The following is a 15835-nucleotide window of genomic DNA, read 5'->3' on the forward strand; positions in this document are numbered from 1 at the left end:
TGTGACGGATCCTGAGCAATGGTTATGAAAGCCTCATTACAATTAAAGCTGGGTCAGAGCCTGACAATGACGCCCCAGCTGCAACAGGCAATCAGGCTTCTGCAGTTATCAACTCTTGATCTCCAGCAGGAAATCCAGCAAGCCCTGGAGTCCAATCCCCTGCTGGAAAATTCGGAGGATGACGAGCAGGCTGAGCTGCCTTCCGCCGATAGCGATCAGAATCAGGACACGGCCACCCTCGAAACGTCTGCCGAAGCGGTTACTGATACATCCAGCCCGGACTGGGATGAAAACGAAAACGGCCCGGACTGGCAATCTGAAAATGAGATCCCGGACACGCTTCCCGACGATCTTCCCGTTGATACTGCCTGGGAAGATGTTTACCAGTCCGCACCAGCTCCCGCTGCGCGGAATGACGACGAGAACGACCACGATTTCGAAACCCGGAACTCTCCGACCGAAACCCTTAGAGATCATCTTGAGTGGCAACTCAACCTGACACCCATGAATGATAGGGATCAGGCAATCGCCCACGCCCTGATGGATGCGGTAGACGAGCGCGGATATCTCACCAGCCCAATCGAGGACATCTACGCCGGCCTGACCGACGATACCGATGAAGACCCTCTTGAGATGGACGAAGTCGAAGCTGTTTTACGCCGGCTGCAACACTTCGATCCACCGGGAGTTTTTGCCCGGGACCTTCAGGACTGCCTGCTGATCCAGCTTAACCAGCTACCACCGGAAACCCCCTGGCTTGCCCAGGCGCGGCTCGTCATCACCCACTACATAAACCTGCTGGGCAACCGTGATTATGCCCAGCTGCTCCGCCGCAGCCGCCTTAAAGAAGAGCAATTGCGCGATGTGCTTGCGCTGATCACCAGCCTCAACCCGCGGCCCGGCGACATCATCGACCGAACCGAGCCGGATTACGTCATTCCCGATGTTATCGTGCGCAAACACAACGGCCGCTGGCGCGTAGAGCTGAATCCTGAAATTGCTCCACGCATACGCGTGAATGCGAGCTATGCTTCATTAATAAGACGTGCCGATAGCAGCGCTGATAACACTTATCTTCGCGACCAGCTTCAGGAGGCCAAGTGGTTTATAAAGAGCCTGCAAAGCAGAAATGAAACCCTGCTGAAAGTTGCTACACGTATTGTTGAACATCAGCAGGGGTTTCTGGACTATGGGGAAGAAGCTATGAAGCCGCTGATTCTCTCGGATATTGCCCAGGTTGTGGAAATGCATGAGTCCACCATTTCCCGTGTGACTACACAGAAATATATGCACACACCACGTGGCATCTTTGAGCTGAAGTACTTCTTCTCCAGCCACGTCAGTACAGACGAAGGCGGTGAATGCTCCTCCACCGCTATTCGCGCCATGATCAAAAAGCTGATTGCAGCGGAAACACCGAAAAAGCCATTGAGCGACAGCAAGATTGCGGCCATGCTTGGAGAACAGGGAATCAAGGTAGCTCGACGTACGGTTGCAAAATATCGCGAGGCGATGCACATTCCGCCCTCGAACGAACGCAAACGCCTGGTTTAATTCGGGCACGCCTTACAGATTTCACTGGCGCAGCTACAGGTGTCAGTACCCAGGCCGGCTCCCAGAGCCGGAACGGATAACAACAGGAGACGTCTATGCAACTCAATATTTCAGGCCATCACGTAGAACTGACTCCCGCCCTGAAGGATTATGTGTCTGAAAAGTTTCAACGACTGGAGCGGCACTTCGACCACATCAGTAACTGCCAGGTGACACTGGAAGTAGACAAGGTTCGTCAGATAGCAGATGCAACGCTCCACGTGGTTGGCGGTGAGATTCACGCAAAGGCGGAAAGCGAGGACATGTACGCAGCTATTGATGGCCTTATCGATAAGCTTGACCGACAGATCCTCAAGCATAAAGAAAAGAGTGTAGACAGGATGCAGGGAAACACCGCCCGTTAGGCGGCTGTTTTCAGGCAAGTCATCTAATCAGACTGCGACGCGGACAACGTGTCGCAGTTTTTTTTAACGGAAGCGCGGTCGATTCATGAGCGACACATCCCTGACAATAGACAACATTCTTGCGCCGGAACTGACCCTGTGCAAGGTACCCGCATCAAGTAAAAAGCGGGTTCTGGAGTTCATTGCCGAGCAGATCCGTCAGCATAATGATTCACTCGGCGAGAGCCAGATTTTCAACAATCTGATTGCTCGTGAACGGCTGGGCAGTACCGGAATCGGCCAGGGGATCGCCATCCCCCACTGCCGCCTGGAAGGGCTTGAACACGTGATAGGCGTTTTGATAACGCTGGAAGAAGCCGTAGAGTTTGATGCTATTGATAACCAGCCGGTGGACCTGGTTTTTGCACTTGTTGTGCCGAAAGAAGCTACCAGCGAACATCTGGAGTTGCTGAGCCAGCTCGCGGAGAAGTTCAATGAAAGGACGTTTTGCGACAGCCTCAGGCAATGCGAAAATGCACAGACACTATACCAACGCATGACGGCCGCAAACGGCTGATATCCACTCTGGCAACAGGCTGTTTCACCATGAAGCTTATCATCGTCAGTGGCCGGTCCGGTTCCGGCAAGAGTACCGCTCTTCACGTATTGGAAGATCTGGGATACTACTGTATTGATAACCTGCCTATCGGGCTCCTGTTCCCGCTTACCCGGGAGGCGGCCAACCAGAGCGCACCGGGGCGGCTCGACAAGATGGCGGTCAGTATTGATGCCCGTAACCTGTCCGGGGAACTGGCCAATTTCGAAGAAATCTATCGAAAGCTCCGCCGAGATGACATTCAGGTTGAGGTTATCTATCTGGATGCCGATGAGCAGTCCCTTTTACAGCGCTTTCACGCCACCCGTCGCAAGCACCCTCTGAGCGATGACAAAACCTCACTCCGAGAAGCTATCAGCAACGAAAAAGCTCTGTTGGAACCACTATCAAAGCTTGCAGATCTTTACATCAACACCAAAGGGCTGTCGATGTACGAACTCAGGGATATGGTGAAGCAGCGAGTAGCAGGCCGCAAAGGTCAGGAGCTTGCCCTGCTGTTTCAGTCCTTCGGTTTCAAACACGGCGTACCACTGGATTCTGATTACGTATTCGATGTGCGCTGCCTGCCCAACCCTTATTGGGATGCCAGTCTGCGTAAATTTACAGGCCTCGATCAGCCGGTAGCAGAGTTTCTGGAGAAAGAACCAGCAAGCCGTAAAATGGTAAACGACCTTATTGCGTTTCTGGAAAACTGGATTCCCTCTTTTGCAGACAGCAATCGCAGCTACATGACCATTTCCATTGGATGCACTGGCGGTCAGCATCGCTCGGTTTACGTCTGTGAACAGCTGGGACGTTATTTTCGCGAACATAGCAGCAATGCACAGGTACGTCATACAGAACTGCCGCACTTGCAGACCCGGAACGAGGTCTGACCCAGAGTGATACGCCAGCAGATTATTATCATTAACAAGCTTGGGCTGCATGCCCGGGCCACAGCAAAACTGGTTGCAACTGCATCGGCTTTCGATTGCTCCGTCAGGATCTGCGGCAAAGGCCGTGAGGTCGATGCAAAAAACATTATGCAAGTCATGATGCTCGCGGCCAGCAAGGGTACCGAAGTAGAGCTTGTGGCTGACGGCCCGGGTGAGCAGGAAGCTGTTGAAGCCTTGGTCGCGCTGATAAACGATTACTTCGGGGAAGGCGAGTAGCCCGCCATTTTTCAAAGCACGCCCCTGCAACTCTTTCTCACGTACAGCGGCTAACTCCGTTATAATGCAGGCGTTTTCTGAGCGTAGGTGATTCATGTCCGATATTCTGGAAAAAAGTCAGGCCCGCCAACGTTTACGCTCACTGAGTGAAGCGCTGGACAGTGGTGCCCTGAAACAGGTCGCCCGTATCCTCAATGGTGGTTTGAGCCCCAGCGATATCGCTCACCTACTCGAATCCTCTCCGCCACGGCAGCGTGCCCTGCTATGGAATCTTGTAGATAAACAACTCGAAGGCGAAGTTCTCCAGTACCTCAACGAGGACATTCGTGCCGAATATCTGAGCCGGCTGAACGCTCAGGAACTGGCGGATATCATCGAGGACTTCGAGTCCGACGATGTCGCCGACCTTCTGCAACAGCTGCCGGATACAGTGATCCAGGAAGTTCTGGACACCATGGATGAGCAGGACCGGCGGCGGGTTGAAGAGGTACTGTCCTACCCGGATGATACCGCTGGCGGTCTGATGAACACGGACACCATCACCGTGCGCCCGGACCTGAGCATTGATGTAGTCTTGCGGTACTTGCGCCGACACAGAGCGCTGCCACCAATGACCGACAGCCTGATTGTGGTCAGCCGCCGTGACGAGTTTATCGGCGTGCTTCCCATCACAAAAATGCTGGTATCCAATCAGACCGCCACAGTGCGGGAGGTCATGGACACCGATATAGAACCTATACCCGTCACTCTTTCGGACACCAAAGTGGCCCACCTTTTTGAGCGCTATGATCTTATTTCTGCGCCGGTGGTAAACTCAGAGGGACGGCTGCTGGGCAGAATTACCATCGATGACGTGGTGGATGTTATCCGTGAGGATGCTGACCACTCACTGATGAGTATGGCGGGCCTGGATGACGACGAGGATACTTTTGCACCGGTCTGGAAAACCACCCGGCGCAGGGCTGTGTGGCTGGGCGTTAATCTCGTCACTGCCTTTATTGCCTCCGGGGTTATCGGTGTGTTTGAGGATACCATTGACCAGGTTGTCGCCCTTGCCATACTGATGCCAATCGTCGCCAGCATGGGAGGCATAGCTGGCAGCCAGACTCTCACCCTCGTTATCAGGGGGATGGCTGTAGGGCAGATCAGTGCGGCGAACGTGGGCTGGCTGCTGAACCGCGAGTTTCTTTCAAGCATCCTCAACGGCGTGCTTTGGGCAGGACTGGTAGCTGCTGCGGCCATGATCTGGTTTCAGGATTTGACGATTGGTGCAATCATTGCCGCTGCGCTGATTATCAATCTGGTTGCGGCCGCCTTAGTGGGCACGGTACTGCCGTTGTTCCTGAAATCCCGCAATATAGACCCGGCATTGGCCGGCAGCGTTATACTGACAACAGTCACAGATGTGGTTGGCTTTACGTCTTTCCTCGGCCTGGCCACCCTCTTCTACGCCTGATCCGACTAATCTGGAATGAACAATGATCGACAGTAACCAAGATGAGGCTCCGCAATACTCGGGGCCCAGCAAATCCCAGCTCAAGCGAGACATGCACGCACTCCAGGATATTGGCAAGCGCATGATGGAGCTGAGCGATGAGCAGCTTGATACACTCAGCATCAGCGACACCCTGAGAAACGCTATCGAGGAATCTCGCCGAATCCGGCAGAATGAAGCCAGGCGACGCCATCTTCAGTACATAGGCAAAATCATCCGTCAGGAAGATGATCCTGAAGCAGTTCAAAGGGCTATTGATGCCTTCGACTCAGGAAGCGTGGAACATACCCGTCGCCATCACCTGGCTGAACGCTGGCGTGATCGTATGATTACCGAAGGGGATTCCGTGGCAGGTGAGTTCTTCAGTTATTGCCCTGGTGCCGATATACAACACTTGCGCAACCTTGTTCGCAACGCCCGTAAAGATCTGGAAAAACAGAAAAATACCGGGCAGGCCCGCAAACTGTTCCGCTACCTGCGAGAATGCGTTGACGAAGCGGAAGCCTGATTTTCTGCCTGAGGCAAAAGGCTAGTTACCGGTATCAAAAACCTGTCGAAGGTCCACTTTGGGGTCGTCCCAGGAGCCGGTGACATTGTAGGTTGCGCTGGTCAGTTTGCTCAACGGATCACCCAGCACCTTGTCCAGCACAAACAGGGCTCCGCCTATCGGCGCACTGGCGCCCATCAGCAATGCAGCCAGAGGCAGGTTCTGGGTCAGTGGCAAAACGACTACCAGACGCATATCAAGCACCCCGTCGGTGAGGTTTGTGGAACCACTGAGCTTGAATGCTCCTGATGGTCCCACTACCTGAAGTTCCGGGTCCATGGTCAGCAGGCCCTTTTCCAGCAGTGCCTTACCCGAGATAGCATCGAACGCAACACCGCGTTCATACAGGTCGGAAAAGTCCAGCTTTAACCTGCGCCATAGAGTGTCTGCGTTGAGCAGGTTGAATACCCGGAACACCTGGGCACTGTTGTTTCGTTCCAGAATCACACCATCATCAAGCCGCAGACTGACGGCGCCGCTGAGCTCCGCTATGTCAAACTCGTCCGGCCTACCGGGCCAGTCCAGTTCCAGTTGAATGTCCGTCTGCTTATTGGAGAGCGGAATATCGGTATCGAACAACTCACCCAGATCCGCCACCGCTCCACCGGCTACGGACCCTGAAAACTGGCTGGTCTCCCGGTTATCTACAACACTCCATGTCATATCACCCAAAAGCGTAAGAGACTTCAGGCGCCCCTCAATCCCGGTGATATTCAGCTGATCAGGCTCTGGGCGCACCTGGAACGACCAGCTCCCCAGGCTGTCTTCATTAAGCTGCAGCTCGGAAATGGCTATATCAACATCGGGCCAGTTCGCGATATCCATTGCCCGGAAAGCCTCCAGCTGCTGATCAATCGTCAGCAGTTCCGGCGTCTCGGTTCCCGCGGAGTTATCCCGGGTAAGGCGTAGTACTTCAAAGTTTGCGGTTATCGGTCGGTCATCGTCCGGGAACACCACCCGGCCAACCGCTCGCTCGGAGCGGGTCGTGACAATCCAGCGATCAGCCAGCTCCAGAGCCTCCAGATGAATATCCGAGAGTATCTCTTCACCAAGATACAGCTTGCTAAACGTCAGCTCCACGCCTGAGCTTTTGAGCAGAAGATCGAAAATCGCCCGATCCTCCCAGCTTCCCTTAATGCTGATCCCGCTGGCTGCCTCGGGATTGATTTCCGCAACCAGAGGCGAGATTTCTTCCGGTTTCTTCGAAAACGGGCCGGGCCAGTCAATCGCCAACCCCTCAAGGCTTGAGCGAACGACAATTCGCGACCTCGCCTCCTCAGCCACATTGAGCTCTGCAGAGTAGCCAGTTCTGCCTTTCAGCCCGTAACCGCCCTCTTCTGCCCCGCCATTGTGTTCAGTATCTGAATCCAGCAAGCCGGTCTGACGAAGAGCTTCGGGGACAGATAGAGAACCGGTCTGGCGGATAGTAAGTGCACGTTTGCCGGAACTGTTGCCTGCCGGTGGCTGGCTGAAACTAACCTTGACGGGCTCGCCCAGAAACCTTGCATCCAGAGGGGGACCAGAAAAGCCCTCGGTTGAGTGGAATTTTACGGCCCCCGAAATTGCCTCCCAGTTCAGGTCTGCCTCGGAATATTCTATAAAGCCATTCGAGGTACTGACCTCAGCTGCCACAACCACATCGCCAGCGCCTGCAAGAGGCAGATCAATGTCCAGATCAAGCTCGTAATCACCGCCATATTTCAGGCTTGCAGCCTGAGGTCCGGCAATATCTCCAAATGGGCTATTTGCCATCCAGAATGCAATGGAATCACCAGGAACGGGAGCTGATACGTCTACCCGGACAAGGGCACCTTCATCACCGGGAATAACCGCTACGGTACCTGGATTCAATAAAAGCCCACCGGTTTTACCGGACTCAAGGGACACCAGAGTCTCCCCATTCTGTATGGAGACTCTCCCTCTGGCTTCCGTCACCTCGGGCCACTGTTCATCATATAAAACAGTGCCATTTCCGAACTCATACCACATGGATGAAACAAAAGAACCCGAGGGCGCATCTCTGCCAATCTGGCCGTGGCCGTAATACACGCCCGACGTAATATCAGCCTTCTGGATAGCGGTGGTCAGCCACTCATACAATCTATCGTCCACGACCTTTTCCGGAACAAACGCACCCAACATAGAAGCGTCGCCATTCTCAACGGCCACACGAAGCCCGAGATTGTCCTCTCCCTGACGGTCCAGTTTCAGATCAAATGCACCGGTCAGACGGGTGCTGTCGTTCTCGCCATTGCGATAGCTCATGCGTATATCGTCTGCATATACGCGGGTTACGGGACCATCCAGCTTCCAGGCCACGCTGGCATCAACCTCGGACATTGACCACACGCTGCCAAACAGCTCGGGAAAGGCGAGAGTAACCGGCTCCTCTCCAGACCGGACCATTACATATCCAGTACTCTGGTCAACATAGATAAAGCCGTTAACACCACTCACTGCAGGAGCCCCCTGGTAGGCAACAGCTCCAGCATCCCGGAGCTTTCCCGAGAACTCAAAACTGTTCTCGCCCTTCCCGGGGACACTGATTTTCATATCATCGAGAAAGCCAGAAGGCTGGTAGTGTTCGAGCGCCTCAGCTGCGACATCTGGCAACAAGGGTAGCGCACCAACCAGGTTCCTTAGCGGGTTCAGCGGCAAAGCGTCGGCTGTGATCGTAATTCCACCCGTGTCAGGCAGCAACCTCAGACTGAATGGCGAAACCTCATCCCCATTCCAGGTCCATGAAAGTTGCTTGAGATGCCATTCACCAATGGTTTCCTGGCGGTTTCCGGGCTCAGCCGCCACCTCCATCACAGCAGAATGTCGACGCCATCCAAAACGGGCACTGATATCTTCCAGCGGCGCCAGAGATTCTGCACCAACACCCAGCTGAAGATAAGGCGTTCTCACCGTTCCGCTGACTTGCTGCAAGGTTCCTTCACGAAAGGTAAGCCAGGCTTCGCCACCCAGGTCGAACCCTTCTACGCGAATATCCCGCCACTTGTATTCGTCAACGAGTCCATCGAACAAGCGTCCGGAATCCACATCGAGGTACAACTGACCGGTAAAGTCACCACGGAAGAAGTGTTTTCCCACCAGAGTAAAGCTGGCAAGCTGTTGGGTTGTTGCTGATTGCATGGCCCGCCCCGACGCGTGGAACAGGCCCTGGTGGTATATCAGGTCGAGCTGGGGAATATCCAGGTGCCGGAGCTGACCTTTATGATCGCGGATTCCCAGGCTTACACGGGTTACTTTTATGTAGGGGTCCGACAGCCATTTACGGGCAGCTTCGAGCCAATACCGGAACCGGTTGCTGAGCGACGCCGGCACATCAGCCCCCCGAAGGCCCAGGTCACCACTGTTTTTCTGGTTCAACGTCAGTTCAAGCCCTTCGGCTTCAAAATCCTCAAACACAATCCGGAAACGCATTAGCGAGGCCAAAGCATCAAACCGAATGGTCAGATGCTGAAGACTCAGCACTCGCACCCCGGAATCAGGGTTGGTAACTTCTATATCCTGGGCAGTAAAAGACGGGTCGAGCCAGAACCAGCGAGAGGAGAGCTTGCCAATGCTTACTTCATGGCCCAGGCGGGCGGAAAGCTCGCTGGAAAGGTCATCCCGGAAGGTGTCGATATTATGGGTAAGCTGCCGGCCAATCCCCGCATAGAGCGCAAACAACACCAGAATAATCACCAACAACCACCAGACAGCGCCGCTAAGCAGCGCCATCAAACGGATAGGTGAGCGTTCAGTAGAAGACGTTCCGGGCATCGTTTTATGTCACACCCAGTGCCGGTAACCCGCCCCGGGATCATAACAAAACAACATCGTACTGCTCCTGGCTATAAAACGGCTCTACCTGGAAACGGACGGTCTTGGCTATAAAGGTTTCAAGGTCCGCTACGTTGTCAGATTCCTCATCAAGCAGACGATCAACCACGCTCTGGGAAGCCATCACCAGATAGCTTTCGGCATCGTAGGCCCGGTTAATCCTGAGGATTTCCCGGAAAATTTCAAAACACACCGTTTCACTGGTTTTCAGAAAACCCCGGCCATCACAGACAGGACAAGGCTCACATAGCACCTGCCCCAGACTTTCCGTGGTTCGCTTGCGGGTCATTTCCACAAGGCCCAGCTCAGAAACGCCGGTAATTTTGGTTTTTGCGTGATCCCGTTCGAGCATTTTTTCCAGCATGCGGTGAACCTGACGCTGGTGCTCGACATCTTCCATGTCGATAAAATCAATAATGATGATCCCACCCAGATTACGCAGCCGCAGCTGCCGGCTGATAGCCCGGGCCGCTTCCAGGTTGGTTTTGAAGATCGTTTCTTCCAGATTTCGATGACCCACAAATGCACCGGTATTAATATCGATGGTGGTCATGGCTTCAGTCTGATCAATAATTACATAGCCGCCGGATTTGAGCTGGACCTTACGACTAAGCGCTCTCTGAATCTCATCTTCCACTGAATAAAGATCAAAAATTGGCCGCTCGCCCGGATAGTATTCCACCTTGTCAGCAAACTCGGTAACAAACTCCTCGACAAACTCCATAACCCTCTGGTGGCTTTCGCGGCTGTCGATGCGCACTTTTTCTGTTTGTGGCCTAATGAGGTCACGGATGGTGCGAATGAAAAGCGGTAAATCCTTGTAAACGGCTGCAGGCGCCTGAACCTTGTCAATCCGGTCATGGATGGATTGGCTGAGACGATGCAGGTAGCTCATGTCAGCCATCAACTCTTCTTCCGATGCTGCTTCTGCCGCAGTGCGAATGATGTATCCACCCTGCACATCAGGGTGCGTTGCAGCGCCCTCTTCTACGAGCGCTTTCAATCGGCTGCGCTCAGTCTCGTCTTCAATTCTCTGGGAAATACCCACGTGGTTTACGTCGGGCATGAAGACCAGGTACCGGGACGGGATGGAAAGCTGGGTGGTCAGCCGGGCGCCTTTCGTTCCGATGGGGTCTTTGGTCACCTGCACCACCAGTGACTGGCCTTCTCGCAGCAGGCTGCGGATATCCGGAACTGTTTTCGGCCCTTCGGCGGGATCTACTGAGGCAGGCTGGTTTGAAACAACATCAGAGGCATGAATAAACGCAGCCCTCTCCAGGCCAATATCTACAAATGCCGCTTCCATACCGGGAAGCACGCGTACAACCTTGCCTTTGTAGATATTCCCGACAATACCCTTGCGACTGGCACGCTCGATATAGGCTTCCTGCAGCATACCGTTCTCAACCAGCGCGACCCGGGTTTCAACCGGCGTTACATTGATCAGGATTTCTTCGCTCATGATTGGCTCTCCCGACTACTTGGCCAGTGTTTCCATACAGGGCAGCCTGCATTGGCCAGCAAGACAGCTGTCTCCTGCAATGGCAGGCCCACTACCGCACTGTAGCTGCCTTTAAGTTCTTGAACAAAAATACCACCAAGGCCCTGGATTCCATAACTTCCGGCTTTGTCCATGGGCTCTCCCGTGGCTACATAAGCAGCAATTTCAGCCGGAGCCAGGGAACGGAAGCTCACCTCCGTAGTCACCAGGCGGGATTCACAGTGCCCGTCCTGTGCCAGTGCAATAGCGGTCATGACCTGATGAGTAGCGCCAGACAATTGAGCCAGCATGGATCTGGCTTCGTGCTCATCGGCTGGTTTACCAAGAATGACATTATTCAGTATCACAGATGTGTCTGAACCAAGAACGAGCCTGCCGGGAAAGTCGACAGCAACCGCGAGCGCTTTCTCCCGGGCCAGACGCTCAACGTAATCACCAGGCACCTCAGCAGATCCTGGTGTTTCATCGATATGAGCAGGCTGCACGGAGAACGCAACGCCGATCTGCTCTAGCAGCTCCGAGCGACGCGGAGAGGCAGAGGCAAGAATAATAGAGGCCATGGCTATCCCATCTTCCGATTAATATTGTCCATCAGAATAGACAACACGGGCCAGACCAGGGCACTGGTCAGTGCAGGCCACAGATAACTGAACCCTGCATCTTCGCCTCCCAGCATCTGTTTCAGAAAATGCACCAGCATCTGGTTGATACCCAGCAGGAGAAAGACCATAAGGCACTGTTGCGGCATGGGATACATGCGCAGCCTCTGATGGACGGTAAGAACAAGAAAAGCGATAAGCCCCATAGCCAGCGCATTGACACCCAGCGGCGTCGCTTCCAGAACGTCAAGCAACAAACCGAGACACCACGCAAAAAGAATACCGAACTGTGCCGGGGCCCGGAACGTCCAGTAAAACACAATCAGACCAAGCCATTCAGGCCGGAACTCATACCAGCCAACAGGAAACAAAGAGATGCTTAACACCAGCGATACAAGCACCGACAGCGCAAACACCGGATAACTGATTACGGATAACATCAGCCCTGTCCCTCCTGCACATCACCGGTAACGGACGACTCCGGCTTACCCTGGTCATTATCACTGGCAGGAAGCGCCTTCACTCCGTCATTTGGTGGAAAAACCACGAGTACCAGACGACTCTGGCTGAGTTGCGCTTTTGGCGTAGCCTGAATGGATACAAAAGGTTCGCCCGGTTCTTTGTTGATAAGGCTGACTTCAGCCACCGGATACCCTCTCGGAAAACGCCCGCCAAGCCCGGAGCTGACAAGCAGGTCTCCCTCACGTATATCCGCTGTATCCGGAACGTGGACCAGATCAAGGGTCACCGAATCGCCGGTGCCCAGAAGAATGGCCCGCAGCCCGTTTCGCACAACTTCAACCGGCACCGCGTGACTGCTGTCGGAAACGAGGAGCACACGGGAAGTTACCTGACTGGTCTGCACTACCTGCCCCATCAAACCATGGGCATCCAGTATGGCCTGCCCTACCTGCAAGCCGTCACTGCGACCTTTATTAATAATGATTTCATGGGAATACGGATCCGGTGAAACACTCACCACCTCGCTGACAATAACCCTGTCATCGAGCAGTTCCGAAGAATTCATCAGACGACGGAGTTCGTTGTTTTCAGAGGCCAGAGCGGCATACTTGAGGGCTCTCCGCTCAAGAATGAGCAGGCGGGCTTTCAGATCTTCGTTTTCCTGCTTCACGTCTTCGCGGGTGGTAAACAGGCTGGCAACCCAGTCACTGAATTGATAGGGTGCGTTACCAAGCCAGTAAACAGGAGTAAGACCAGTTGCCAGAGTGCTTCGGACAGGCGTGAGACGGTCGTAATGGTGATCGGCAACAATAAGTGTTACCGATACGATAATAACCAGCAGGAGCCGAAGGCCAGGCATTGGCCCCTGGACAAAAATGGTTTTAATAACGATCCCTCCCCAAAGGATTATCCCTCCGGAGAGAACATTCCGATGCCGCCCCGGTCAATGACTTCCAGCGCCTTGCCACCACCACGGGCAACACAGGTCAGCGGATCCTCGGCAATGATGACTGGCAACCCGGTTTCTTCACTGATCAGCTTATCCAGGCCTCGCAACAGTGCACCGCCGCCCGTCAGAACAATGCCGCGCTCTGCGATATCAGAGGCCAGTTCCGGCGGGGATTGTTCCAGCGCGCTTTTAACGGTCTGAACAATCTGCGCAAGGGATTCCTGAAGCGCGTCCAGAATTTCTTCACTATTGAGAGTAAACGCCCGCGGCACACCTTCCGCCAGGTTACGTCCACGAACATCGATTTCTAGAATCTCCAGGCCTTCATACGCACAGCCGATCTCATGCTTGATGCGCTCGGCGGTAGATTCACCAATCAGGCTGCCATAGTTGCGACGCACATAGGTAACTATAGCTTCGTCGAATTTATCACCACCTACCCTGACCGAATCTGCGTATACAATGCCGTTAAGGGAAATGATTGCAATTTCAGAGGTACCACCGCCTACATCCACAATCATCGAGCCACTGGCTTCTTCAACCGGTAGCCCCGCACCAATTGCCGCAGCCATGGGCTCTTCAATCAGGAACACTTCCCGTGCGCCGGCACCCAGGGCCGATTCGCGGATAGCCTTACGTTCGACCTGTGTGGATTTGCTGGGCACACACACCAGCACCCTTGGGCTAGGAGTTATGAAGCTGTTCTCATGCACTTTGTGAATAAAGTGCTGAAGCATTTTCTCAGTAACGACAAAATCCGCGATTACACCGTCTTTCATCGGGCGAATAGCGGTAATGTTACCTGGCGTGCGGCCCAGCATGCGTTTGGCTTCAGCACCTACGGCGGCAACCATTTTCTGGGAGTTGGTGGTACGAATAGCTACAACGGAAGGCTCGTTCAGCACAATCCCGCGGTCACGCACGAAAATAAGGGTATTGGCGGTGCCCAGATCAATGGACAGGTCGCTGGAAAATAAGCCTCGGAGTCTTTTAATCAACATTCGTGTAGTTTCAACCTGAGAGTTGCGGTTGCAGAAAGATGCGGCAACTTTAGCAGTGCCCCCCCGCTCAGGCAAGGCACAGCCTGCTGTAAAGGCAAATGATATTGCGATCGGCGTGAACAATTGTTCATGCAACCAGGGGATAACCCGCCCTCAGGCAACAATTTGCACGCTGGCGTGGGCAATGAGTGGATCTTTGGTCCATATTTAAAGAGAGCTGAAAAGACGACCTGAAAATTTCCGGTCCATCCTGTTCAAACTGCCAGAATCGAGGCCCCAGTTGAGAATACAAGCAATCAGCCTGCCGCAGCACAACTGCACAAAAACCGTATCCTGCCACTTATTTCTGATTTTGGCATTGATTGTCGCGGCGGGACTTCCCTCCTTGACTCAGGCCCAGCAAAACGGAACCGAGCCAGCAGGCACTATCGCCCTGGAACCCCGGGCCGACAGTGATGCCCTGATCGCCGAGCGCATCATCAGCATTTTCAAGCAGATTCCGCACTTCGAGGGATTGCATGTCAGTGTTCAAAGCGGCGTGGTGTCCCTGACGGGACAGGTTGCCAATGAATCCCAGGCCCAACGAGCCCTGAAACTGGCCAGCCGAGTGGAAGGGGCCATTGCAGTTGATGACCGGATTGTGCGCACTCTGGGCCTGCAAGACAACCTCAACCCCCTGTGGGATTCATTGCAAAATACCTTGCAGGGCTGGGCAAGAGCCCTGCCACTATTACTGGTAGCGCTCAGTGTTTTTGCCATAGTGGCCTTCGCAGGGCACCGACTGGCAGACAACAACCCGCTCTGGTCACGGTTAACTAAAAACCCGTTCCTGGCGGAACTGGCCGGCCACGCAGTCAGGCTGATAACCATACTTACAGGCTTGCTTCTTGCGCTGAATATACTTGGAGCGACAGCGCTGATGGGTACATTACTGGGCGGTGCAGGCGTCCTGGGCCTGGCCATCAGTTTTGCGGTCAAAGATTCCATGGAAAACTACATTTCCAGCATCATGCTGAGTATCCGCCAGCCTTTCCGGGCGCAGGAGCATGTAGCCATCAATGAATACGAAGGGGTTGTGGTCCGGCTGACATCGCGCTCGACCGTTCTGATGACTCTGGAGGGCAACCACCTGCGCATCCCCAACTCGACAGTCTTCAAAGCCGTTATTCTGAATTACACCCGCAACCCTCAACGCCGCTTTGACTTTGTTCTGGGCGTAGACGCTGCAGACGATCCGGCTCAAGCCATCCAGACAGGCCTGGCCGTCCTGCAAGAACTGGAATGGATACTGGAGGATCCGGAACCCCAGGGGATCATCGATTCCGTTGGCGACTCCAACATTCTGATCAAATTCCTGGCCTGGATTGACCAGCGTGAGTCAGACTACGGTAAAGCCCGCAGCCTTTCCATTCGCGCCACCAAGAATGCGCTGGAAGCCAAGGGCTTCACCCTGCCCGAGCCCATCTACCGGCTACGTTTCGACCAGTCATCGGCACAGGCAGCTCTGGCAGCAACAGACACGCAAAAACTGCCAGCGGAAGCGTCGAAAACGGATACCGGTGCCGTTACTGCTTCGCGCACCTTCACACTACCGCCGGGCGATGTACTGGATGTACGCCCGAATACCAACATATCGAAACAAGTGCGTGAAGAGCGCAGCGATGCCGCAGTCAAAGATCTGCTGGATGATGCCCGGCCAATTGAATAGATGCTGATCTCACAAGATTCATGGCTGATACAAAGACT

14 protein-coding genes are annotated in these 15835 nt (G+C 54.1%); 8 read left to right on the plus strand and 6 right to left on the minus strand.

Annotated elements, in window-relative coordinates; genetic code table 11:
• Window positions 1-18: 18 nt before the first annotated feature.
• From DS878_RS08920 to yjgA, 7 genes are all read left to right on the plus strand, one after another.
• Complete coding sequence (locus tag DS878_RS08920) at window positions 19-1554, plus strand: RNA polymerase factor sigma-54 (protein ID WP_187298772.1); 1536 nt, start codon at window positions 19-21, stop codon at window positions 1552-1554.
• Window positions 1555-1649: 95 nt separating this feature from the next.
• On the plus strand, window positions 1650-1958 hold the full coding sequence (hpf, locus tag DS878_RS08925; protein ID WP_096781183.1) for a ribosome hibernation promoting factor: 309 nt from the start codon (window positions 1650-1652) through the stop codon (window positions 1956-1958).
• An 85-nt stretch (window positions 1959-2043) separates the two neighbouring features.
• Window positions 2044-2514, plus strand: coding sequence for a PTS IIA-like nitrogen regulatory protein PtsN (gene ptsN, locus DS878_RS08930; protein WP_113815632.1), 471 nt, complete (start codon window positions 2044-2046; stop codon window positions 2512-2514).
• A 29-nt stretch (window positions 2515-2543) separates the two neighbouring features.
• Window positions 2544-3428 carry an RNase adapter RapZ gene (gene rapZ / locus DS878_RS08935; protein WP_113815633.1) on the plus strand — a complete coding sequence of 295 codons (885 nt, stop codon included), beginning with the start codon at window positions 2544-2546 and terminating at the stop codon, window positions 3426-3428.
• 6 nt (window positions 3429-3434) lie between these two features.
• Complete coding sequence (locus DS878_RS08940; protein ID WP_113815634.1) at window positions 3435-3704, plus strand: HPr family phosphocarrier protein; 270 nt, start codon at window positions 3435-3437, stop codon at window positions 3702-3704.
• Window positions 3705-3798: 94 nt separating this feature from the next.
• Complete coding sequence (gene mgtE / locus DS878_RS08945) at window positions 3799-5160, plus strand: magnesium transporter (RefSeq protein WP_113815635.1); 1362 nt, start codon at window positions 3799-3801, stop codon at window positions 5158-5160.
• Between the two features lie 22 nt (window positions 5161-5182).
• Window positions 5183-5707, plus strand: coding sequence for a ribosome biogenesis factor YjgA (gene yjgA, locus DS878_RS08950; RefSeq protein ID WP_113815636.1), 525 nt, complete (start codon window positions 5183-5185; stop codon window positions 5705-5707).
• A gap of 21 nt (window positions 5708-5728) precedes the next feature.
• Here the strand turns inward: yjgA and DS878_RS08955 are convergent, their stop codons facing one another.
• Genes DS878_RS08955 through DS878_RS08980 form a run of 6 tightly spaced genes read right to left on the minus strand, consistent with a single transcriptional unit; the run spans window position 5729 to window position 14086 of the window.
• The gene (locus DS878_RS08955) at window positions 5729-9517 is read right to left on the minus strand and encodes a YhdP family protein (protein ID WP_113815637.1); all 3789 of its coding nucleotides are present in this window, start codon (window positions 9515-9517) and stop codon (window positions 5729-5731) included.
• A 40-nt stretch (window positions 9518-9557) separates the two neighbouring features.
• Window positions 9558-11039, minus strand: a complete 1482-nt coding sequence (rng, locus tag DS878_RS08960; RefSeq protein ID WP_113815638.1) for a ribonuclease G — start codon at window positions 11037-11039, stop codon at window positions 9558-9560.
• Window positions 11036-11638: a Maf family protein gene (locus DS878_RS08965; RefSeq protein WP_113815639.1), complete on the minus strand. Its 603-nt coding sequence runs from the start codon at window positions 11636-11638 to the stop codon at window positions 11036-11038. The genes rng and DS878_RS08965 overlap by 4 nt, the downstream gene beginning before the upstream one ends.
• Before the next feature lie 2 nt (window positions 11639-11640).
• Complete coding sequence (gene mreD, locus DS878_RS08970; RefSeq protein WP_113815640.1) at window positions 11641-12117, minus strand: rod shape-determining protein MreD; 477 nt, start codon at window positions 12115-12117, stop codon at window positions 11641-11643.
• Complete coding sequence (mreC, locus tag DS878_RS08975; protein ID WP_113815641.1) at window positions 12117-12998, minus strand: rod shape-determining protein MreC; 882 nt, start codon at window positions 12996-12998, stop codon at window positions 12117-12119. The genes mreD and mreC overlap by 1 nt, the downstream gene beginning before the upstream one ends.
• A gap of 47 nt (window positions 12999-13045) precedes the next feature.
• Entirely contained in the window at window positions 13046-14086 is a 1041-nt protein-coding gene (locus DS878_RS08980) for a rod shape-determining protein (RefSeq protein ID WP_072797766.1), read from the minus strand.
• A gap of 388 nt (window positions 14087-14474) precedes the next feature.
• Between DS878_RS08980 and DS878_RS08985 the strand changes: the two genes are divergently transcribed.
• Complete coding sequence (locus DS878_RS08985) at window positions 14475-15797, plus strand: mechanosensitive ion channel domain-containing protein (protein WP_148707075.1); 1323 nt, start codon at window positions 14475-14477, stop codon at window positions 15795-15797.
• The last annotated feature ends 38 nt before the right edge of the window (window positions 15798-15835 follow it).

This window comes from Marinobacter sp. F3R11 (genome assembly GCF_003318275.1).
Taxonomy (GTDB): Bacteria; Pseudomonadota; Gammaproteobacteria; order Pseudomonadales; family Oleiphilaceae; genus Marinobacter.